At 55.7% G+C, this 21,594-nt stretch carries 18 protein-coding genes; 8 read left to right on the top strand and 10 right to left on the bottom strand.

Annotated features, from left to right (window positions below; all coding sequences use genetic code 11):
* Nucleotides 1-31 precede the first annotated feature (31 nt).
* The gene (gene dapF / locus U1140_RS02010) at nucleotides 32-898 is read left to right on the top strand and encodes a diaminopimelate epimerase (protein ID WP_369845901.1); all 867 of its coding nucleotides are present in this window, start codon (nucleotides 32-34) and stop codon (nucleotides 896-898) included.
* Between the two features lie 5 nt (nucleotides 899-903).
* Here the strand turns inward: dapF and U1140_RS02005 are convergent, their stop codons facing one another.
* Both U1140_RS02005 and U1140_RS02000 read right to left on the bottom strand, forming a co-directional pair.
* Nucleotides 904-1,434: a hypothetical protein gene (locus tag U1140_RS02005; protein ID WP_369845774.1), complete on the bottom strand. Its 531-nt coding sequence runs from the start codon at nucleotides 1,432-1,434 to the stop codon at nucleotides 904-906.
* Between the two features lie 86 nt (nucleotides 1,435-1,520).
* On the bottom strand, nucleotides 1,521-2,297 hold the full coding sequence (locus U1140_RS02000) for a hypothetical protein (protein ID WP_369845773.1): 777 nt from the start codon (nucleotides 2,295-2,297) through the stop codon (nucleotides 1,521-1,523).
* Nucleotides 2,298-2,376: 79 nt separating this feature from the next.
* Here U1140_RS02000 and hflX point away from each other — a divergent pair, with 79 nt between their 5' ends.
* Both hflX and U1140_RS01990 read left to right on the top strand, forming a co-directional pair.
* Nucleotides 2,377-4,008 carry a GTPase HflX gene (gene hflX / locus U1140_RS01995; RefSeq protein WP_369845772.1) on the top strand — a complete coding sequence of 544 codons (1,632 nt, stop codon included), beginning with the start codon at nucleotides 2,377-2,379 and terminating at the stop codon, nucleotides 4,006-4,008.
* A complete protein-coding gene (locus tag U1140_RS01990; protein ID WP_369845900.1) occupies nucleotides 4,008-5,285 on the top strand; it encodes a uracil-xanthine permease family protein in 1,278 nt (425 codons plus the stop codon). The genes hflX and U1140_RS01990 overlap by 1 nt, the downstream gene beginning before the upstream one ends.
* Nucleotides 5,286-5,306: 21 nt before the next feature.
* Here the strand turns inward: U1140_RS01990 and U1140_RS01985 are convergent, their stop codons facing one another.
* The gene (locus U1140_RS01985; RefSeq protein WP_369845771.1) at nucleotides 5,307-6,086 is read right to left on the bottom strand and encodes a DeoR/GlpR family DNA-binding transcription regulator; all 780 of its coding nucleotides are present in this window, start codon (nucleotides 6,084-6,086) and stop codon (nucleotides 5,307-5,309) included.
* A gap of 105 nt (nucleotides 6,087-6,191) precedes the next feature.
* Nucleotides 6,192-6,902, bottom strand: coding sequence for a transcriptional repressor LexA (gene lexA / locus U1140_RS01980; RefSeq protein ID WP_369845770.1), 711 nt, complete (start codon nucleotides 6,900-6,902; stop codon nucleotides 6,192-6,194).
* A gap of 237 nt (nucleotides 6,903-7,139) precedes the next feature.
* Here lexA and U1140_RS01975 point away from each other — a divergent pair, with 237 nt between their 5' ends.
* Nucleotides 7,140-7,529, top strand: coding sequence for a hypothetical protein (locus U1140_RS01975; protein WP_369845769.1), 390 nt, complete (start codon nucleotides 7,140-7,142; stop codon nucleotides 7,527-7,529).
* Between the two features lie 92 nt (nucleotides 7,530-7,621).
* On the opposite strand, the gene U1140_RS01970 is transcribed toward U1140_RS01975, so the two are convergent.
* Nucleotides 7,622-7,747: a hypothetical protein gene (locus U1140_RS01970; RefSeq protein WP_369845912.1), complete on the bottom strand. Its 126-nt coding sequence runs from the start codon at nucleotides 7,745-7,747 to the stop codon at nucleotides 7,622-7,624.
* Between U1140_RS01970 and nrdR the strand changes: the two genes are divergently transcribed.
* Nucleotides 7,694-8,098 carry a transcriptional regulator NrdR gene (gene nrdR, locus U1140_RS01965; protein ID WP_369845899.1) on the top strand — a complete coding sequence of 135 codons (405 nt, stop codon included), beginning with the start codon at nucleotides 7,694-7,696 and terminating at the stop codon, nucleotides 8,096-8,098. The genes U1140_RS01970 and nrdR overlap by 54 nt on opposite strands.
* Nucleotides 8,099-8,149: 51 nt before the next feature.
* Here nrdR and hrpA read toward each other — a convergent pair whose 3' ends face one another.
* Nucleotides 8,150-12,190: an ATP-dependent RNA helicase HrpA gene (gene hrpA, locus U1140_RS01960; protein WP_369845768.1), complete on the bottom strand. Its 4,041-nt coding sequence runs from the start codon at nucleotides 12,188-12,190 to the stop codon at nucleotides 8,150-8,152.
* A gap of 232 nt (nucleotides 12,191-12,422) precedes the next feature.
* On the opposite strand from hrpA, the gene U1140_RS01955 reads away from it, so the two are divergent.
* On the top strand, nucleotides 12,423-13,400 hold the full coding sequence (locus U1140_RS01955; RefSeq protein WP_369845767.1) for a hypothetical protein: 978 nt from the start codon (nucleotides 12,423-12,425) through the stop codon (nucleotides 13,398-13,400).
* A gap of 41 nt (nucleotides 13,401-13,441) precedes the next feature.
* Here U1140_RS01955 and U1140_RS01950 read toward each other — a convergent pair whose 3' ends face one another.
* On the bottom strand, nucleotides 13,442-14,401 hold the full coding sequence (locus U1140_RS01950) for a hydrogen peroxide-inducible genes activator (protein WP_369845766.1): 960 nt from the start codon (nucleotides 14,399-14,401) through the stop codon (nucleotides 13,442-13,444).
* A 59-nt stretch (nucleotides 14,402-14,460) separates the two neighbouring features.
* On the opposite strand from U1140_RS01950, the gene U1140_RS01945 reads away from it, so the two are divergent.
* Nucleotides 14,461-15,696: an NAD(P)/FAD-dependent oxidoreductase gene (locus tag U1140_RS01945; RefSeq protein ID WP_369845765.1), complete on the top strand. Its 1,236-nt coding sequence runs from the start codon at nucleotides 14,461-14,463 to the stop codon at nucleotides 15,694-15,696.
* Here the strand turns inward: U1140_RS01945 and U1140_RS01940 are convergent.
* Both U1140_RS01940 and U1140_RS01935 read right to left on the bottom strand, forming a co-directional pair.
* The gene (locus tag U1140_RS01940) at nucleotides 15,693-18,242 is read right to left on the bottom strand and encodes a DEAD/DEAH box helicase (protein WP_369845764.1); all 2,550 of its coding nucleotides are present in this window, start codon (nucleotides 18,240-18,242) and stop codon (nucleotides 15,693-15,695) included. The genes U1140_RS01945 and U1140_RS01940 overlap by 4 nt on opposite strands.
* A 36-nt stretch (nucleotides 18,243-18,278) precedes the next feature.
* A complete protein-coding gene (locus U1140_RS01935) occupies nucleotides 18,279-19,226 on the bottom strand; it encodes a PAC2 family protein (protein WP_369845763.1) in 948 nt (315 codons plus the stop codon).
* Between the two features lie 272 nt (nucleotides 19,227-19,498).
* Here U1140_RS01935 and U1140_RS01930 point away from each other — a divergent pair, with 272 nt between their 5' ends.
* A complete protein-coding gene (locus U1140_RS01930; RefSeq protein ID WP_369845762.1) occupies nucleotides 19,499-20,638 on the top strand; it encodes a DUF4192 domain-containing protein in 1,140 nt (379 codons plus the stop codon).
* Here U1140_RS01930 and galE read toward each other — a convergent pair.
* A complete protein-coding gene (gene galE / locus U1140_RS01925) occupies nucleotides 20,586-21,578 on the bottom strand; it encodes a UDP-glucose 4-epimerase GalE (RefSeq protein ID WP_369845761.1) in 993 nt (330 codons plus the stop codon). The two genes, U1140_RS01930 and galE, sit on opposite strands and share 53 nt — an antisense overlap.
* Between the last annotated feature and the right edge of the window lie 16 nt (nucleotides 21,579-21,594).

The raw sequence follows: 21,594 nt of genomic DNA, 5'->3' as shown, positions 1-21,594 counted from the left end.
GCGCGTAAACTAGGCAGCTGTGAACTTCCAGATTGATTTTGCCAAAGGACACGGTACCCACAACGACTTCGTCATCATCGACGATCCCAACGGACAACGCGATCTCACCGCCCAGCAGGTACGCGCACTCTGCGACCGTACCGGCGGTATTGGGGCCGACGGGGTATTGCGGGTCGTGCGCACCGAGCACATGACAGCAGAAGTTGAGCAGGCTGCAGAATCGCACGCGAATTGGTTTATGGACTACCGCAACGCCGATGGTTCAATCGCCGAAATGTGCGGCAACGGCACCCGCGTTTTCGCACACTGGCTGCACCGCCAGGGCTACGAGGCGGCAAGCCGCTTTAGCATCGCGACTCGCGCCGGGGATAAAGCTATTACGGTTGCTGATACCGACGACGCTGGCCGCGCCCCCGACAGCCAGCAAGCGGTTGTCAGCGTCGAAATGGGCGTCGCAGAAGTCACGGGATTGTCAACGGCACAGGTTGGTAGTGAAAATTTTGCGGGCCTTGCAGTAGACGTGGGAAACCCCCACCTGGCGGTTGTGGTCCCTGGTTGGGGAGCAGAAGAGATCGCTAACCTGCACTTAACTGCCCCGCGTCTGGACGACGAGTTTTTCCCAGCTGGCGCAAACCTGGAAATTGCGACCCCGCTGGTTGCTGGCACTACGCACATGCGCGTATTTGAACGCGGGGTGGGAGAGACGAAATCCTGCGGAACCGGCACCGTGGCTACCGCGTGTGCGGCACTCGCCGAAGCTGGCTTAGGTGAGGGAACAGTCCAAGTGGTGGTGCCTGGTGGCACTGTTGAGGTAGAGATTCGATCTAATGGGGCAACCTTGACCGGCCCGTCAAGGATTGTGGCGCGCGGAACCTTTAGCGTTGAACTACCCGCGTAGATACGTTAGCTGGCGCCGCCGGGGCCCAGTTTGTGTGCGGCGCGCCGGGCTGCCAACCATCGCTCGCGCAGGATCGCAACGCGCTCGTCGGAGATTGTGAGTAAGCGTTCGAGCTGTCCCACGCTCAGGCGGTGTTTTGCCAGGTGCGCATGCATGCGTTTGCTGTAGCGCTGTGCCGTGGAATATTCGTAATGAAAACTCTCAATGTCCGGATCCGTGCTATCGGTATTCAATAGCTCGGGCCGGTGAATGGTGCGATCAGCAAGATGGTCGGAGTCCTGGGAGAAAGCGAAATTATCAAATTCGCTAAGGATATCGTCGAGCTCGTCCAGGGATAATTTGATCGAAGTGCGCAGGGCCTGCACTTCGTTAGACGATGGGCGCAATGCGAGATAAAACCATGCAAGGATTGCCAGGACCAATACCAGGATTACTCCTGGTGCTTTGAGCCACCAGACCAGCAGCAATGCCAACAGCGCGGCACAGATTATGCCGATGCCCTGGCGAGAATTCTCGCCTGAAGGAAGTGCAGCCATAATGTGGTTCGAGATTCCTTTTGCGTTCTGTGTGGGTGCTGGCCTGGATATTGCTGTGCTGTGGTTAACGATACTGTGGTGCGTCTTTAATGGCCACCACAGCCGCAACCTCCGGAGCCACAGCCGCAGCCGCCAGAACCGCAACCCCCAGATGGCGCCAAAATCGCAGCTGTCAAGGTACCGGTGCCACTGATGATTTCGTCGCGCTCCGGTAGTTTATCCAGCGCATCGGCGGAAATGCAGACGTCGAGCGGGAACTGAGAATCCAGCACCACGTGATGGAACTCCTGCCCGGTCAGCTGATTGCGCAGGGTCGTGGATTGCATAACCCGCCCGGAAAAACTAGCTGTTGCATCTGGGGCTTGCGCGCCGCTACCGGAGGCGATGATGTCTGCACCGGGGGATTCCACAGCGCCGAGTTGCGCATCTGGGTGTGACTGTTGCCATGCAGAACCATCAGCATAAACGGAGACGTCGTTGGCAAGTGCTGCGACGGTGAGCTGCTGCCAGGGTTGGGCAGGCTCGTCGGCAAGCAAAGGGCCTTGCGCCAAGTGTGCAGTGACGGTTTGTACCGGACTGCCCGAAGAATCGATGACTTCACAGAGACCGAGCACGTCGTTGATCATTTCCACGTGTGCGTAGGTTTGGCTGAGCGAATTGAAGCCGACGAATGTGGAAAACGGCTCTACAGCCAAGATGTTGAGCTGGGCACCAGAAGTGTCGTTGAATTGCACAAGTTGGCCGCCGCGGACTTCACCGGTGACCATCAGCTGATTGGTGGCGATCGCAGCTTCGACGGCATCTTGCCAGTTGTCGAAGTGCATACCGATCGCAGAAAGGTTGGTCTGTTTCGTTGCCGTCATATTGTCCTATTTTAGCGAATCAGCCAGTTCCTACGAAACCTCGATTTATCGCCGTTCGGCTGGCATAATGGAAGCTAAGATGACAAAAAAATTTCCGAATAATTTTTCTGCTAGCCGCGAGTCAGCGGGTAGTCACACAGGTAACCACGACGACATTCTCGACGCGGCCTTCAAAGACAATGAACCGCAAGATTCGCTGTTATTCAGTGATGCTGACCAGGCGCTGAGTGCGGCATCCGAGCAATCCGGCGAGAACACCACGAACAACTCGAACAATAACGTCGATGATGCTCCCACCACTGGTGATATGGAGTTGGCGGAACGCAACGCTTTTCGACGAGTCTCCCGTGATACTACCATTCGCGCCGAGGACACCACCGACGGTTATGAGGTGGAATACCGCAAGCTCCGACTAGAGCAAGTCATTCTCGTCGGCGTGTGGACAGAAGGTACGGTCGCCGAACTGGAAGCAACCCTGGAAGAACTTGCTGCGCTTGCCGAAACTGCGGGTGCCGAAGTACTAGAGATTTTGTATCAAAAACGCGACTCGCCAGATCCCGGAACGTTTATCGGTTCCGGCAAAGTCCAACAGCTGAAATCGCTGGTGCAAGAATACGGCGCAGATACCGTGATTTGCGACGGCGAGCTCAACCCCGGCCAGCTGACAGCTTTGGAACGCGAACTGGACACCAAGGTTATTGACCGAACCATGTTGATCTTGGATATTTTCGCCCAGCACGCAAAGTCCAAAGAAGGTAAGGCACAGGTTTCTCTAGCCCAACTGGAATACCTCTACACGCACACACGTGGTTGGGGTGGCAGTCTGTCGCGTCAGGCTGGTGGACGTGCTGGTTCCAACGGTGGTGTCGGCTTGCGTGGCCCTGGTGAGACGAAGATTGAAACCGACCGACGTCGTATTCGCGCGGAGATGGCGCGCCTGCGTAAATCGTTGGCGGGAATGAAAACCGCCCGAGAAATCAAACGCGCTCGTCGGCAAGATTCTCTGGTGCCACAAATCGCCATCGCTGGCTATACCAACGCGGGCAAGTCGTCGTTGATTAATGCGATGACGGATGCCGGTGTGCTCGTGGAAGACGCATTGTTTGCCACGCTGGATCCGACGACGAGGAAAGCCCAGCTTGGCGACGGCCGCAGCGTCGTGTTCACCGATACCGTAGGCTTCGTCCGTCACTTGCCGACGCAGCTGGTCGAGGCTTTCAAATCAACGTTGGAAGAAGTCTTAGCGGCTGATTTGATGCTGCATGTGGTCGATGCGGCTGACCCGTTCCCGTTGAAACAGATCACAGCCGTGAACAAAGTCATCCACGATATTGTCGAAGAAACCGGCCAGCCTGCGCCACCCGAGATCATCGTGCTCAACAAGATTGATGCTGCCGATCCACTGGTATTGGCCGAAGTGCGCCATGTGCTTGATAACGACAATGTTGTCTACGTGTCGGCGAAAACCGGCGAAGGCATCGCAGAACTGTCTGGCCGGGTTGAGCTGTTTTTGAATTCTTTGGATACCCGCGTCGTCGTCGAAATTCCCTATACCCGCGGTGACCTGGTTTCTCGGGTCCACGAATACGGTACGGTGCACAGAGAAGAATACACCGCGACAGGAACCGTACTCGATGTGCGTTTACCTGCAATCATGGCAAAAGAGCTAGCCGATTACCATGTAGAGGTCACCGCCAACAATAATGGCTAATCGTGACTACTTCGATTGGCTGGACGCTCCACGGTGATGGCAAGACGATAAACAAAGGTGCCGTTGTTGCACCCGATGAACGGCTTTCGTGGCCCCGGACCATTGGCATTGGCATGCAACATGTCTTTGCGATGTTCGGGGCCACGTTGCTGGTTCCTACCCTGACCGGCTTTCCGGTCAATACCACGCTGTTGTTTTCCGGCTTGGGAACGATGCTCTTCTTGCTCATCACCCGGAACCAATTGCCGTCATACCTCGGCTCGTCGTTTGCCTTTATCGCGCCGTTGATTGCTTCGCAACAACATGGCATCGCAGCGCAGCTGGGCGGAATCTTCGTCACTGGTGCGGTGCTCATGGCGGTTGGCGTGGCGGTGAAAATCGCCGGACGGAAAGTTATTGATGCCGTCTTGCCACCGGCAGTCACCGGCGCCATCGTGGCACTGATTGGGTTAAACCTAGCGCCGACGGCTACAGAAAATTTCCAAACCCAGCCATTGGTAGCGGCCGTGACGTTGGCGGTCATCGTCCTGGCAACAGTCGCTGGTCGCGGCATGGTCAGCCGACTGGGAATTCTCATCGGAGTGGTTGCCGGGTGGGTTTTCGCGGCACTGTCGGGAAATGTTGACGCGGAAGCCTCCCAGGCTATTTCGGATGCTCCGTGGGTAGGTATTCCGGAGTTTCACGCGCCTGAGTTTCAGCTTTCGGTAATTCTGACGACTCTGCCGGTGCTGGTGGTATTGATTGCGGAAAACGTTGGCCACGTCAAAGCAGTTTCGGCGATGACCGGGCGCAATGTCGATCATTTGGCTGGTGATGCTTTGCTTGCCGACGGTTTGGCAACCACCTTGGCTGGAGGTGCCGGTGGATCCGGTACTACGACCTACGCGGAAAATATCGGCGTGATGGCAGCGACGAAAGTCTATTCCACCGCAGCTTACTGGGTGGCAGCAGCGTGTGCGGTGGCATTAGCCTTCATCCCGAAATTCGGCGCGCTGATTTTTAGCATTCCGGTTGGTGTACTCGGCGGGGCAACGTTGTTGCTCTATGGGTTGATCGGCATGCTCGGTGTCCGTATTTGGATGGATAACAACGTCAACTTCAACAACCCTGTGAACCTCACTGCTGCTGCGATCGCGTTGGTCGCCGGCATCGGTAACCTGACCTTGTCAATTGGCGCTGTGGAATTGGAAGGAATTGCCTGGGGCTCGGTTGGCATCATGGTGGTATACCCAATTTTGCGTTGGCTGTATGCCCGCATCGGGGAAGGGCAGCGCTAAAGTCCTAGCGTTCGACGGCTATCAACGTTCGACGACAACGACTTCCACTCCGCGTTGTTCCAGTTCTGTTACCAGAGCGCTTGGGGCCGCGGAGTCAGTGATGAGTACGTCGATATCGCCCACGGTGGCAAAACTCACGAGATAATCGCGCCCCAGTTTGCTGGAATCGCACAGCACGACGGATTTGGCAGCGTTGGTCATGAACGCGGTTTTGATCGCAGCCTCTTGGGTATCTGCAGTGGACAAACCGTGTTCGACGGTCAGGGCGTCGGTGCCAATAAAAGCTACATCGGCGCGCTTCAGCGCCAAATACCGCAGCGCTGCCGGACCCACAATCGATTGGGTCATACTGCGTACAGTTCCGCCTAGCAGCTGGACATTGTCTAATCCGTAGGCAGCGAGATTTAATGCACCCGGCAGGCTGTTGATTACGATCTCGAGGTTTGCCGCCCGGTCTGTTTGGCCCAGAAAATCCGCCAACGAATTGTTGGTGGTGCCAGCTCCGATGAAGACAGTGCCGGTCTCAGGGACGAATCGTAAAGCAGCCGTGGCGATGGCGATTTTTGCTTCGGCAGCCGAACGGTTGCGGTCTGCTAGCGGAACTTCGGAGGTCTGGTAGTTATGCGCAGCGCGTGCACCACCACGCACCCGGTGCACAGCGCCGATCTCGTCGAGCGCTGCTAGATCGCGGCGAATGGTCTCGGAAGTTACTGAAAATCGCTCGGCGAGGTCGCCAACTTTAACCCATCCCTCCACTGCAGCCAGGGAAGCGATATGGCGGCGCCGTTCTTCCGCGTACATCTACGTGCAGGGTCCCTTCTGTCGTGCTGGGCTTCGTGGTCTGGGTGGGGTGTTGAGTGTTCTGCGGTGACAGGACGCTGAACTAGAGCTAGTGGTGCAGATGAGCTATAGCTTGCGCATTACAGAGACTACTTTGCCCATGATTTCGGCTTCATCACCAGGGATTGGGCTGAAGGCATCATTGTGCGGTAACAGCCATACCCCTGAAGAATCACGATGAAACTCTTTGACAGTGGCTTCTTCGCCTTCGAGCAAAGCAGCAACAAACTCGCCGACCTCCGCGACCTTTTGCGAGCGCACAACCACCCAGTCACCGTCAAGGATGCCGGCATCTTTCATCGATTCTCCCACGACTTGCAGCATGAACAGATCGCCGCCGCCGACGATTTCTTCGGGCATGGGGTAGTACGAATCAATATTTTCTTCTGCGGTAATTGGCGTGCCTGCAGCGATCCGGCCCAACACCGGTACGTAGCAGTAGCCGGAGGCATCGCCAGGTGCTTCTGGTGTATCTGTAGATTTTGTGCTGCTCACGACGCGCTTGCCGGGTTTTTTCGCATCCGGCATGTTGCGCACAATCATCGCGCGTGGCTTATTGGGATCGCGCTGCAAAAATCCTTTTTCTTCTAATTGCTTTAACTGATAAGCAACCGAAGATGTGGACTGCAGCCCTGCGGTATCACCAATCTCACGAATGCTTGGCGGGTAACCGCGCAGTATCACTGCATCGCGGATAACTTCTAAAATGCGACGTTGGCGGTGGGTGAGCTGTTCGAAAGTAGGTTTCGGCGCGGAGGTTGTGCGTGGGCGCGGCATACATAGCTCCTAAAAGTGTCGTCAGGGAAAATGCGTGCAGAACATCGTTATGTCCTAACTCACATGCTTGCTATAAAACTTACGTGAGAATATGTTTCCGTGTGGCGAAAATGAGTCTAATGCAAACATTTATCGAACACAAGTACTAGTTTTTCGAACGTGTGTGACAGCCGCGTTTTAACCTTCTTTTCAGTTGGATTGAGCAAACCATTCTGGAAAGGAGCGTGAGCATTAAACATGATGCACATTCACCAACAGCTACGGGAAGCACGACTACCCGCTGCTTCGACGCCGGCCGTATCGATCGTTCCAGCGGCCGCACAATGGGAAATATCACGAGAAACCCATGAGGAATTACCACATAGCTCCCGCTCGGACGGTCATGCACCACGTTATCCGGAAGTGATTTGCACCTTGCAACCGCTGTCGGAAATTTCGGGTGCTCATGGCATCCGTGAAACTGCCGCAAGTCCGAAAACCGGTGGCGAACCGGACGAATCTGGCACCGCACAATTTCCGCCATCCGTCGTCTCGAGAGCACAAACTTCAGCAGCGGCGGTGTCATATTTGCTGGGCGCAATGTTAGGGGCGATTCTGGCTGTCGGCGTTGTGTTCGGGATCGGATAATACCCCTGGGAAACCGGCAAATTCCGCAACCCGAGTTTTGGCGGTAGCATCATAAAAGCAGCAGCAAATTTCTAGTGTGCATTCATCAGTAACTAAGGAGCATTGGCGAGGCCGTGTACTGCCCATTTTGTCACCATGAACAATCCAGAGTCGTCGACTCTCGTTTGGTTGATGCCGGGGTTGCGATTCGACGCCGCCGGGAATGCACGGAATGTCATGGGCGGTTTACGACTGTCGAAAAATCAGTTCTGCTGGTGGTCAAACGCAATGGACTCACAGAGCCGTTTTCTCGTGACAAGCTGATCCGCGGAGTTCACCGTGCATGCCAGGGCCGGCCGGTGACGGAAGACTCGCTCAAGCGTCTCGCCCAACAAGTTGAAGAAACCGTACGCGGTCACGGCAGCTCGCAGGTTGATGCTAATGCCATCGGTTTGGCAATCCTGGAACCGCTGCGGGAGCTTGATGAGGTCGCCTATCTGCGTTTCGCTTCTGTCTATAAATCATTCGATAGTGCCCAAGACTTCGAATCGGAAATCCGGCTGATGCGTCGCCGCGAGCGGGAAGACTAGCAAGAAGCCAGGGCATTCCCGTACTGCAGCCCGTATTTTTCTTTGACGGCGCTAGGTTTTCTTCGTCAGCGCATCGACAGCCTTCTTCACTCGGCGCGCCGAAACTGGGTGAGCCGTGCCCAAACGCTGGGCAAACAAACTAACCCGGAGCTCTTCGAGCATCCACCGGATTTTCGCCGCGGCAGGAGACTTCTCTGCACCCGCTGGCAGATTTCGCAATTGATTGCGCAGGTAAGCCCGACAGTCGTCGATGATGTCTTGGCGCTCACCATCTTTATCTGGATCAGCGGCCATATCCGCTAAACGGATCTCCATAGCCTGTAAATAGCGAGGAAGATGGCGTAACTGCTGCAGGCCGTGTGTGCTAATCGCATTTTTCGGCAACAAGAAATCTAATTGCTGTTGCATGTCGTCGATTGCTGGGCCTTCCCATTGCTGCAGCTCGTCGGCAATCTTGGAAAAACGCACCAGACCCGGCGCGAGCGTGACCACTGCCTGCCGAACTTCACCTGGCAACGACTGTGAAATCGTCGCTTTTAGCTCCGCAAATTTTTCCGGGCTCCGTACCGGCCCACCGTGGGCGAGTAATAAATCACGCAACGCCGCGATACGCGCGTCATTGACGAGGCCGTCCGCACCACCGTGTGGGTAATGATCAACAGCAACGCGTTGTTGCAGCGGCAAACCGTTGACCATCTTCTGGGTATTGACGGTAAGCTCACGCAACAACAACGTCAACGTGGCAGTGAGCATGGCCGAATCAGCAGCACTGCGTGTCGGATAATACTGCACGCATAAGCCTTGTTCGCTGATCGTTAACGCTGGATATGCTTTCACAGTGTGCGCATCGACGTCGTGCTCGATTTCTTCGGCAATCGTACCGAGGTTATCGGCAGTCCAGTTCGAGAAATATTCTCGACGAGCAGGCTTTGCAGGTTTCGGTTTGTGAGGAGAGCGCTGCTCAACCTGCTGTACCTTTTTCGTGATAGAGGCGCTAATCTTTCCGGCCTGTCGCTCTTGTAAGGCAGCAAGATCTTTATCACTATCGATGATGTGGCCACGCTTATCAATCGCAGCAAACGTCATCTGCAGATGCGGCTGCAACTTCTCCAAGGAAAAATCGCTGGCATTGATACCCCGCGCACCCAGAGAGCGGAACGCGGTAGTCACTTGGCTTAGCAGATCAGATTCGTAGGGCAGCAGGTGCTCCATCGCGCGGGCTGCAAAATCCGGCGCTGGCACCAGACTGCGTCGTAAAGCTTTCGGCAAACCGCGAATCAGCTCGGTGACTAATTCTTCGCGCAAGCCGGGAACCAGCCATTCGAAAGGCCACGCCTCCACGCTGGCCAGCATCGGCACGGGAATATTGACTGTCACGCCATCACGGCGGTGGCCGGGCTCGAACAAATACTCTAATTCAAAATCCAGGCCTCCGTGTCGCCAATAATCAGGAAAAGCTTGCTCGGTGACCGATTCAGCTTCTTCACTGACCAGCTGCGCCGGGTCGAAATCTAGCAGGTCTGGCTGCTTTTTGCGTGCCTTTTTCCACCAACCATCAAATGCCTTTGAATGGGTGACGGTTTCAGGAATGCGGCGGTCATAAAATTCGAATAAAGCCTCTTCATCGGCGATGATACCGCGCCGACGAGCCTTTTCTTCGTATTCTCCTGCAGCCGACAGCTTGTCTAGGTTGTCGTGAAAGAATTTGTGCGAAGTCTTCCACTCGCCAGCAATCAGGGCATGCTGGATAAACATCGAACGCGCAGTTTCTGGTTCCACGCGGTGGTAGGAAATGGTGCGGTCGGCCACAATAGGTACGCCATAAAGCGTGGAACGCTGCGTCACGACGGCCGCACCCCGTTTGAATGACCACCGTGGATCCGAGTACTGGTGTTTTAACAACGACTGGGCGGCATTTTCCACCCACGAGGGTTCGATGGCAGCCACCCCACGTGCCCACAACTTCGAGGTTTCTACCAGTTCGGAGGCCATCACCAGTTCAGGCGGCTTTTTTGCCACCCCAGAGCCCGGGAAAATCAGAAACTTCGTGCCCCGCGCACCCTGGAATTCCGCCGAATCGCTGATGCGTGCACCAATATTCGACAGCAAGCCGGTCAGCAAGGCACGGTGGACCGCAGCCACGTCACCGGAGAATTCGCCGTCTGCAAACCTCAGCTCCGAAGCGTGCGCAGAGTTTTTCTCCGGTAGTTCCCAGTTCATATCGCGTGCAATGTCTTTGAGCTGGCGCACCAAATCAGACCACTCACGGATGCGCATGAAGTGCAAAAATTCTTCTTTCATCCGCTTGCGGAACTGGTTTCCTGACAGCTCGGCGCGCTGGCTGGTGATATAACCCCACAAAGACAACAGCCCGAGAAAGTCACTGGTGCGAGAACGAAAACGCGCATGTGCTTGATCGGCCTGCTGTTGTTTTTCTAGTGGGCGTTCACGCACATCCTGCAGCGTCATGGCAGCAACCAGAATGATGACGGGCTCCAAACACTGCAATTTTTCTGCTTCGACCAACATGCGAGCTAAGCGTGGGTCCACCGGGATCCGCGCCAGCTGTCGACCGATCTTCGTTAAACGTGGCGCTGCATCGGCCGCTGGAGGGGAAGCGATGGCGTCGAGTTCGTCGAGCAGCACCAAGCCATCGCGTACCGCCTTCGGCTCCGGTGGTTGCACAAACGGGAAGTCCGCGACGGTACCAAGCTGGAGTGAAGACATTTGCAAAATTACGCTCGCCAAGTTGGTGCGCAGAATCTCCGGATCGGTAAATTCCGGACGTGCGGCGAAATCTTCCTCGGAATACAACCGAATCGCAATACCATCAGCGATACGGCCGCAGCGCCCCGCACGCTGATTCGCGCTCGCCTGCGAGATCGGCTCAATGGGCAGACGCTGCACCTTCGTGCGCGTGGAATACCGTGAAATGCGTGCGGTGCCGGTATCAATCACATAATGAATTCCTGGTACGGTCAGCGAGGTTTCTGCAATATTGGTCGCCAGCACGATGCGCCGCTTGTTGTGTGGGGCAAAAACCCGGTGCTGTTCCTGATTCGATAACCGACCGAACAACGGCACGATTTCCACGCCGCGCCAATGTTTTTTCTCTAGCGCATCTTGGGCATCCCGAATATCTCGTTCTCCCGGGAAAAAGCACAAAATATTGCCGCTACCTTCGGCAAGTAACTCTTCCACCGAGGTGCACAGGCCATCCAGCGGCTCAATGGCGACGGTTTTGCCATCCACCTCAATCTCCAATGGACGGTAGCGCACCTCGACGGGGTAGGTTCGTCCAGAAACCTCGATAATCGGGGCAGGTTCGTGTGTGCGCGGATCGCGGAAGTGCTCGGCAAAACTCTCCGGATCAATCGTTGCTGAGGTAATGATCAGTTTGAGTTCTGGACGCTTGGGCAGCAGTCGCTTGAGATAGCCCAACAGGAAATCGATATTCAGGCTGCGCTCGTGTGCCTCGTCGATAATGATCGTGTCGTAGGCATACAGGTGCGGATCACGCTGCAATTCTGCAAGCAAGATACCATCGGTCATCAATTTGACCGCGGTGTGCTTGCCGACGCGATCGTCAAAGCGAATCGCATAGCCCACCGACTCACCGATTGACTGTCCTAGTTCGTCACTAATGCGCTCTGCCACCGTGCGGGCTGCCAATCGACGTGGCTGCGTGTGGCCGATCAAGCCGGAACGCCCACGGCCTAACTGCAAACAAATCTTCGGGATCTGTGTGGTTTTACCCGAACCCGTCTCACCTGCGATTACCACGACCTGGTTTTTCGCAATCGCTGCAGAAATCTCCGCAACGCTGTGGCTCACCGGCAATTCATCGGGAAATTCAATGGGCGGTATAGCTTGCTCAATCGCAGGGATACGGGCAGCTGCTCGCTCTAAATCTTGTGCGATAGCACGTAACGCCCGCTCAGCTTTGGCTTTGGATAGCCGACGACGAAATCGCTGCTGGTCGGCCAAGCGGAGTTCGTCGAGCCGTTGGTACAACTCTTTTTTGGTGACAGCAGCTGGTTGCTGCCGGTGTGTATCGGTAGATGAGGTTGCGGGCGCTGATGACGGGTTCATAGCAGGAGAGGAGGGCTGGTGGGGGTGGTGTGAACTATTCATGGCGATTGCCCTAGTCTAGTCGTCACTAATCTGGTAATCCTAACTCTAGGTAGGATGTAAATTGAGAATGGTTTTCGTCAACGTGCAGTGGGCTGTACACAACAGACTACGGACAGCGCACAACGGATACGGCGAAAACGGATACGGCGAAAGAGTGCAAATAGAGGACAGAGAAAGGTAGGTGCCGGTCATGACTAATCCTCCACATGACGGAACAAACCCTCCACACGATGGCGATAACGAAGATAAACCCTATTATCCGCCAAGCAATCACCCGGAAGACCGGACAGATTTCGGTTACGCCGGTGCGGAACAAGCAGCATACGGAGCCTATGCCGGGAGCGCCGATGACGGCGCACACGCAGCAGGAGCCAACGCTACCGGTGCGTCTGCTGCCCAGGCTGGCCCAGCCGGCAAAATTGATGTGCTCCAGGCAGTTTCATGGGGCTTTTCGACAACCTTCAAAAACGCCAAACTGTGGTTGCTGATCGGGCTTATCATCTTCCTTGCAATCATTGGCGCCGCTGCTGCCAATTTCGCGATCCTTGCTAGCAGTGGAGTCTTTGATAATCCGGAAGAACCCGCCGCGGGCGCTAATGCCACCGGTGACGCAGCGAGCACGGTGTTCACCTTGATCATCATGCTGGCAACCTTAGTATTAGCCCCGTATCTTTATCGTCTTGCACTTTTCCAGGTCGACGACCCAAACACGGGGTGGGGGCACCTGTGGAAAGACACGCCTGTCCTTCGTGCGATCGGGGTTATGCTGTGCACCGGAATCGTCAGCACAATCCTGTACCTCGTCACGCTGTTCCCGGTGAGCCGAGGCTTTGGCGATGCTGTCACCGACGAAACTTCGATTGGTGCCTCGGAATTAGTACTCATGCTCGTAGGCGCAGTAGCGATGCTCGTGTGGTCCATCGTCAGTGCGTTTATGCAATGGGCAGCCGCCAGCGGTCAATTCGGATTCAGCGCAAGCTTCCGCGCTGGCTGGAAGATCGGGTGGAGTAACTTCGGCAGACTTCTGCTTTTCATCATCGTTGCCAATATCGCAATGACTATCTTCGTGGTCATCACCCTGTCGTTAGGCATCATCGTGATTATGCCGGCTTATTGCCTGATGATGGCGCACATGTTCCGACAAGCAGTGGGGCATGAATCCTACTAAGCATTCCAGGCAGCCGGTGCTTCCAGTTGCCTGAGCAAAAATCAGTTGCGCGCCCGGAAATCGGTTGCGCGCTCGAGTGCGGCTTCGTGGGCGCGTTGTAAGACCGCCCCCAGGGCTTCATAGTCATCACCGCGAGAGCTTGAGGCCCGGTAAACCAACCCGATTGTGCGATCTGCTTGCACATCAGTGGAAAAATGAGACACTGACAGTCCGGGCTTGCGGCATTCTGCGTCCAGCGCGGATTCCGGAACTAAAGTAGCTCCGAAGCGGGCGACGACCAATTGCATGATCGTGGTCAGTGATGCTGCACGCGTGACCCACGAATTCTGTGATGGTGGCTGCCGATCTATCCGCCGGCACAGCTCAAGCACCTGGTCGCGCAGGCAGTGGCCGTCGTCAAGCAACAGTAATTCGACATCGTGCAAGGCATCCAAACTGAGGTCATGGCGATTAGCTAATTCGTGCTTGTCATCGACAACTACGGCCATTTTTTCGGTATATAAGGGCTTTTCTACCAGCGCCGAAACCTTGGCGGGCAGGGCTATCATCGCGACGTCGATCTGCCCATCACGTAGTTGTTGCACTAAGTGATTCGTCTGCTCTTCCACGATGCGCAAAGTTAAATTCGGATATTCTGCAGCTGTGGTACGTAAGACGTCGGGCAAAATATAGGGCGCGACAGTGGGGATGATTCCAAGAGTTAACGGGCCGTCCAACGTGCCCGCAGAGCCACGGGATTCGGTGACGAAAAGTTCTGCGGCCTGCAGCGTCGCCAGCGCATAGGGGAGAAGTTGCTCACCAGCGGCAGTCACGATGACTTTACGAGTTGAGCGTTCGATCAGCTGTACACCCAAGCCTTGCTCAAGGGTGACCAACGCCTGTGATAATGATGGCTGGGAGATGCCCAACTTCGTAGCTGCGGTGCCAAAGTGGCGATTCTCCGCAACGGTCGCAAAAGTGCGTAGCTGTGACAGTGTCGGGCTAAACTCCTTATTAGACATAACTATCAGTTTATCTAATAATTTAGTACGTAGCTATCAATACCCGTGGAGGGGAACTCATGACGAAAGCAATCGTGGTTGGCGCAGGCATGACTGGGTTGTCGACAGCCTGGTATCTCCAAGAACGCGATTACGATGTAGAAATCATCGACAAAGTTGGCGTCGCCGCTGGCGCATCCTGGGGTAACGCTGGCTGGTTGGCTCCCGGTAAAACCATCCCACTGGCTAATTCCGGCTTGTGGGGTTACGGTCCGACCGCGCTGTTCGATAAAGACGCAGCGCTTAGCGTACCCCCGCGGATCGATCCCAAATTGTGGTCCTTCGTTGCCCAGTTCATGGCCCGGGCGAATCAACGGTCGTGGGATAAAACCATGGCCGCGCTGACCCCCATCGACAAAGCCGCTTTGGGCGCCTACGACGAGCTTATCGACGGTGGCGTCGACGCCGTAGCCCATGATGTACCGTTTATCACTGCGTTTCAGAACGAGAGCGCGGTCGCCGATGTGATCGAAGAAATAGAAGGCGCGGCTCGTCACGGCCAAAATGTCCCTTTTGATGAAATCACTCGCGAGGAAGCCTTGCGGTATGCGCCGATGTTGTCCGAACGAGTACAAACCTTTTATAAGCTCGGCGGGCAGCGCTACATCGAACCACAGGTCTTTTGCCACGCTATCGCGCAGGCTGTGACCTCCCGTGGTGGGAAGATCACGACGGGAGCGGAAGTCACCCACGTGCAGTCCACCCGCAAACCAGTAGTTCGCCTGTCCACCGGTGAGTCGAAGTCTGCTGATGTGGTGGTCATCGCCACCGGTGCCTGGCTGCCAGACCTGGCACGATCGTTGGGTGTGCGCACTAGTGTGCAGGCAGGCCGCGGCTATTCTTTCACCGTACGGACAGATACCGAAGCCAAATACCCGATCTATCTGCCGGAGATGCGCGTGGCATGTACTCCCGCACCAAGCCGCGGGAGATTCCAATTGGCCGGAACCATGGAATTTCGTGGTCCCGACGAACCATTTCAGCCCCGACGCATCGAATCCATCATCAATGTCACAGCCCCGATGTTTAATGGCATTGACTGGAATGACATCGAAGACGAGTGGGTAGGCTCGCGACCCGTGACGCCGGACGGGCTACCGCTTATCGGGCGCACCCAAGTGCCGAACGTCTATGCTTGCGGCGGCCATGGTATGTGGGGTGTGGTGCTTGGCCCGATTTCCGGTAAATTGCTCGCGCAACAGATCGCTACCGGAGTTACCGACCCGATCCTGGATCCGTTCGACCCGCTGCGCTAGCGATCGATGCGTAGTTGGCGCAGTCGCACTTCCCCGGCCTCGTCGCTGGCGTCCAGGTCGACGACAGCGACGAATTGGAAATCGTTGTTGCCCTCAGGGTCCTTAATAATCTGGCGCACTGGCCACAGACGTGAGCGTGCCGAAGCATCCAGGTGGAAAAATTCTGGGCCGCGTGCATCTGGGCCGGTGTCTAAGTCGGTGTAGGCATCGAAATAATCATCCAATGCGTCGCTGACATCGGGGTAGTCATCCAAATAATCCAGCAACTGCTCCAAGCGTTCTTCCTGTTCGAGTGCGAACAACTGCACTAGGCGGAACATGTAGTTGCGCACCATGATCTTCAACGCCCGTGGGTTCGCACTCAATGCGGTTGGATCATCGACGCCGAAAGCGAGTTCTTGATCCACGCGCTCTTGTGAAACCGGAGCGTCGTCATCGGTCATCGTCGCCCATTCGTCGACAAGCGAGGAGTCCACCTGTTGAATCAATTCGCCGAGCCACACGATGACGTCGGAAAGCTCGTCGGTTTTGGCTTCGGCGGGCACCGAATGGCTCAGAGTACGCCAGGCGTCGGTGAGGTAACGCAACACCACGCCCTCTGAACGAGCGAGGCCATAAGTGGCGATAAGGTCGGAAAACGTCATGGAATTTTCCAACATGTCGCGTACTACAGATTTCGGCGAGATATCGAATTCCCGTGCCCACGGGTGGCCCTGGCAGTAGGTTTCAAAAGCCTCATCGAGTTCTTCGCGGCGCGGCATTGGCCAGGTAATTTCCTCGATGATCTTCATCCGCTCGGTGTAATCAACGCCTTCGGCTTTCAGCGCATTGATCTCGTCACCACGCGCGGCAGACTGCTGGGCCTGCAGGAGTTGGCGCGGATCATCCAAGATCGCTTCGAACGTCGAAATCACATCCAAGGTATACGTTGGTGATTCACGATCCCACAGCTCAACTGCTGCCAACGCGAACGGAGCTAACGGCTGGTTCAGGGCAAAATCGCGCTGTAAATCTTCAGTGAGGTGGTAGCGTCGCCCCTGCTCATCGATTCCATCCGGAGAGTCCGGTTTGTCGACGATACCTGCATTCCGGAGCCCACGAAATAGCGAGATTGTTGCCAGAATCGATTGGTTTTGTTGGGTGTGGGTGTCGTGGTTGGTGCGCAACAGATGCTTGGCATGCTCATAGAGATCACCTGGGCGGCCAATGAGGTTCAACAGCATCGCGTTGCTCATGTGGAACTGGCTGCTCAGCGGTTCTGGTTCGGCAGCAATGAGACGCTCATAGGTTTTTTCCGACCATGAGACCTCGCCGTCGCGCGGAGCCTTCTTTTTTAGTTTCTTCAGTCGTTTCGGGTCATCCCCGGCTTTCCGACGCATCTTAGCGTTCTCGATCTCAAACTCTGGCGCAAGCACGACGACGGTGCCTTCGGTGTCATAACCGGCGCGACCGGCGCGACCAGCAATTTGGTGGAATTCGCGGGATTTCACAATGCGCTCGCGCCGACCATCGAATTTTGCCAGGCCGGTCATTAACACAGTGCGGATGGGGATGTTGATGCCCACTCCGAGTGTGTCCGTCCCGCAAATGACTTTCAGCAAACCGGTTTGTGCCAGTTTTTCGATCAACCGGCGATATTTTGGCAGCATACCGGCATGGTGTAGCCCGATCCCGCGGCGTACCATTTTCGACAGCTGCTTGCCGAAGGTAGTGCTGAAGCGGAAGTTCCCGATTTCGTCGACGATGCGTTGTTTTTCTTCGGCGTTCAAAAATGAGGTGCCGGTCAGTGATTGCGCTTGTTCGGTGGCTTTGCGCTGCGAGAAATGGACGACATAGATCGGTGCTTTGTTGTCTTCGACGAGATTGTTGATCATCTCTTCCACGGCGATGAACTCGTAGCTAAACGACAACGGGACCGGGCGAGTAGCACCAGAAACTAGCGTGGTGTTGCGCCCAGTGCGCTGGCTGAGATCTTCGCGCAACCAGTCGACGTTGCCCAGCGTGGCGGACATCAAAATGAACTGCGCCTGCGGCAATTCCAGAAGCGGTACCTGCCACGCCCACCCGCGGTCGGGTTCGGAGTAGAAATGGAATTCGTCCATCACGACTTGGTCTATGCAGGCATTTTTGCCGTCGCGCAGCGCAATATTCGCGACGATTTCCGCGGTGGCAGCGATGATGGGGGCGTTGCCGTTGACGGTGGCATCTCCCGTCATCATGCCGACGTTTTCGGGCCCAAAGACTCCACAGAGTGCAAAAAACTTTTCGCTGACCAGTGCTTTAATTGGTGCGGTATAAAACGAGCGTTTGCCTTCGGCGAGACAGAAAAAGTGCGCCGCCGTGGCCACCATGGTCTTGCCGGAACCGGTGGGCGTCGACAAGATCACGTTATCACCGGTCAAGGCGGCAAGGCTCGCTTCTTCCTGGGCTGGGTACAGCGAGATATTTTTCTCACGGGTCCATCGCAGAAATGACTCCCATATGGATTCTTCCAATAAGGAGGAAGGCACTTCTGACAAATCTGGCACTACGTCGTTGAGATTCACACTCACCACCGTAGTCGATAGTCGATCAGCGAAACATTACTCGCTGTCGTCGTCGCGAGAGTCGTTATCTAGAGAGTCGAGGAACCGTTCGAACGAGGCACCGATCTCTTCGCCGGTGGGCATGTTCTGCTCGCCGGGTAAAATCGCCTGAGGATTTTTCTCGCGATACCGCTCCAATCCCTCGTCGAATTGCTCCTCTAACCCTGCAACCAGTGACTGGACCTCATCCGCCTGTTCGACCTGTTCTTCTAATTGGTGATTAACACGCTGAATATCGTGGTCCAGACTGCCCAAAGGGAAATCCAGCCCACTGACGCTTGCCACCGACCGCAACAGGTTATAGGTTGCTAGCGGATACGGTGATGATGCCAGATAGTGGGGCACGTGAGCGGTGTATCCGGCGACGTGGCGCCCGCGCTTGTGCAGTGCTCGTTCGAGAAAAAGTGCCGCAGAGCCAGGCACCATCAATTTTTGATCCCAGGAAACCAGACGATCAATCAACTTCGGTGAGTGGCCGTGCCCGGAGATCGTCATCGGCCGCGTGTGCGGAACAGTCATCGGTGCCGCATAAAGACAAATTGTCTGCTGTACGTCGAGCTTATCTGCGAGGTCAGCGACAGCTTCGGTAAAAGAATTCCAACGCAGGTCCGGTTCTGGCCCAGACAGCAACAAAAACGGCCTTCCTTGGCTATCGCGTAAGGCCTTGATATCAATTTCGGTATCTTCGATCTCGACTGGTTGGTTATTAGCGATGGTGACCGCCGGGCGCCGCGAACGATAGTCGATGAGCTCATCGGAATTAAACGTGGCGACCGGGCGATGATCAAGTGCTGAAACGAGGTGATCAGCCGCGTTTTCTACTGCCATGCCGGCATCAGCGTATCCGTTTAATGCCACCACGAGGGTTAGCCCATCGTCGGAATTCGTCCCCACATCGGGCGCCGGATATTCCAGTTCATAAATCTCACGTGCTTCGTCGTACATAGGCGTACCTCCTCATTGCATTCTATCGCCGATTGCACCCCGATGACATGTTTCATTGACTCGTTTCCATGACACGTTGTTGAGCACAGCACCTGCGTCGCTGGGGAAGCGTTTCTACGGTGTACAACAGCTGAAGTGGTGTGTCTATTCCCGCAGTGCTGGTGCAAGCTAGATTTGAGAAAGCCTGTGGATAACTTGAGTTATCCACAGAAAAACGCTTATCGACGCTCATCGCCTGGTAGCGAGCAGGCACGGGGTCGATACTGGCAGCCATGAGCCAACAGCATAGGAAAAGACCACAGAACGCGACCGCACAAGGCCGCACCGACGAATCCACGGGAACAGCGCCGCATGCATCCACGCCGGATGAACTCATTGCCAACCTGCCGGGGCTCTTAGGGTTCTATCCGGAAGAATCCCTGATCGTGCAAGGCTATTATTCGCGCGATGATGGCAGCGCATATATCGGTCCCACGGTTCGTGTCGATTTATCAGATGAGCTGCCGTTCGCAGAAATAACCCGGTACCTGGACAACGCGGAGTGTTCGTTCCACGTGGGCTTTGTCGTCACCACGCAACTAGGCGCTGGCCTCGCCTCCGATAGTGGCTACCTGCTGGAACAATTGCCGTGGTGGCATGCTCTGCGACACGCTTGGCTTGTCGACGAGATCAGCCTCATGGGGTGTTGGTTAGTCGAAGAAACCCGTCAAGGAGCGAATTATCAATTGCTGTTCGGCAGCCAGATTCTTGACGACGCGGGCACTCCGGAAATCTGGCGCAGCGGGCAGGTTGCCTCAGTGCTCGGCTCACCGGCGATGCGTCCCTGGAGTAAAAGGAATGAACTGCCGAGTCTGACTCGCGATGAGGCATTCGCGTACCTGCTGGGTGACAAAGATGAGCAACGCGATGAGGAATGCGCTAGTCGCACACAGCGAGTTCTGCGTACTGCAACGCAACTGGACTCGCGGGAAAAATCTGCGCAAGAAGAGGCTGCGCCGTTGCTAGCCGGAATCGAAGCGTCAGGTTTGTGCGCCGCAGAGCTACTGAAAGAAACCGATATCGTAGAAGCGGCGGGACTGTGGATGGCAACTACTGCGAGCCGTGACGAGGTCATGGAAGTGATGGTGCGTCATGCTGAATCTGCGCAAGAATTGTTGATCGCCGTTGTGCGCAGTTTTAGCGGACTGCCACGAATCAATGCGTTAGCTGTGCTCGCAATAGTTTTTCTTGAGCGTGACAAAGTGCTGCAAGCTAGCCAAGCGCTCACGGTGGCGTTGCATGAAGATCCCGATCACCGCATGAGTCAATTATTGTTTGCGGCAGTCAGCGCGGGCGCCCATGATTCAGCCTTGGCTGCTATTAAGCGTGCGATCCGTGATGAGAATGGGCACGAGAGCCCAAATGCCGGGTAAACTCCCAGGCGTCGCGGACGATGGTGGCAAGGTCGGTACGTTGCGGTTCCCACCCAAGTTCGGCCGTGATCTTAGCGGAGGAGGCAATCAACGTGGCTGGGTCTCCGCTACGACGCGGCGCAAGCTCGGCAGGGATGGGGTGTCCGGTGGTCTCGCGTACTTGCGCGATGACTTGTTTGACGGAATAACCGTCGCCTGAGCCGAGGTTATAGATTCTGTGGTTACCTGAGCTGTTGGATTCCAGTGCCAACAGATGTGCTGCAGCCAAATCGCGGACGTGAATATAGTCACGCACGGCAGTGCCATCGGCAGTGGGATAATCATCGCCGAAAATCATGATTTTTTCGCGGTGGCCCAACGCCACCTGCAGGATTAGTGGAATCAGGTGGGTTTCGATTGCCCGGTTTTCCCCAATGCTCCCGTAAGCACCAGCGACGTTGAAATAACGCAGTGAGGTCGCGGCCAGCCCATGCGCTGTGGCATAAGAACTGATCATGTGATCGATGGAGAGCTTGCTAGCTCCGTAAGGATTGGTAGGAGCTGTTGGTGCCGATTCGAGAATCGGCACTGTCTTCGGCTCGCCGTAGGTTGCGGCTGTTGACGAAAAAACAAGATTATTCACACCGTGGGTGCGCATGGCGTCTAATAAACGAAGCGATGTGACGACATTGCCATGCCAATAAAGCTCAGGGGATGTAACGGATTCCCCAACGAGGCTGCGGGCGGCGCAGTGCACCACCGCATCGACGCTGTACTGTGCCAGTGTCTCGTCGATCACTTGTGTTAATTCGCCTTCGACGAGGCGGGCCCCGGCTGGTACCGCGAAACGATTTCCGGTGGAAAAATCATCGATAATCGTGACCTCGTGGCCAGCTTCGAGCAGTACCGCGCTGCATACGCTTCCGACGTATCCAGCACCACCAGTGACCAGCACATGCATACTAAATTTGCTCCCG

The organism is Corynebacterium drakensteinense (genome assembly GCF_041224285.1).
Taxonomy (GTDB): Bacteria; Actinomycetota; Actinomycetes; order Mycobacteriales; family Mycobacteriaceae; genus Corynebacterium.
This window is presented reverse-complemented; position numbering and strand designations above follow the sequence as displayed.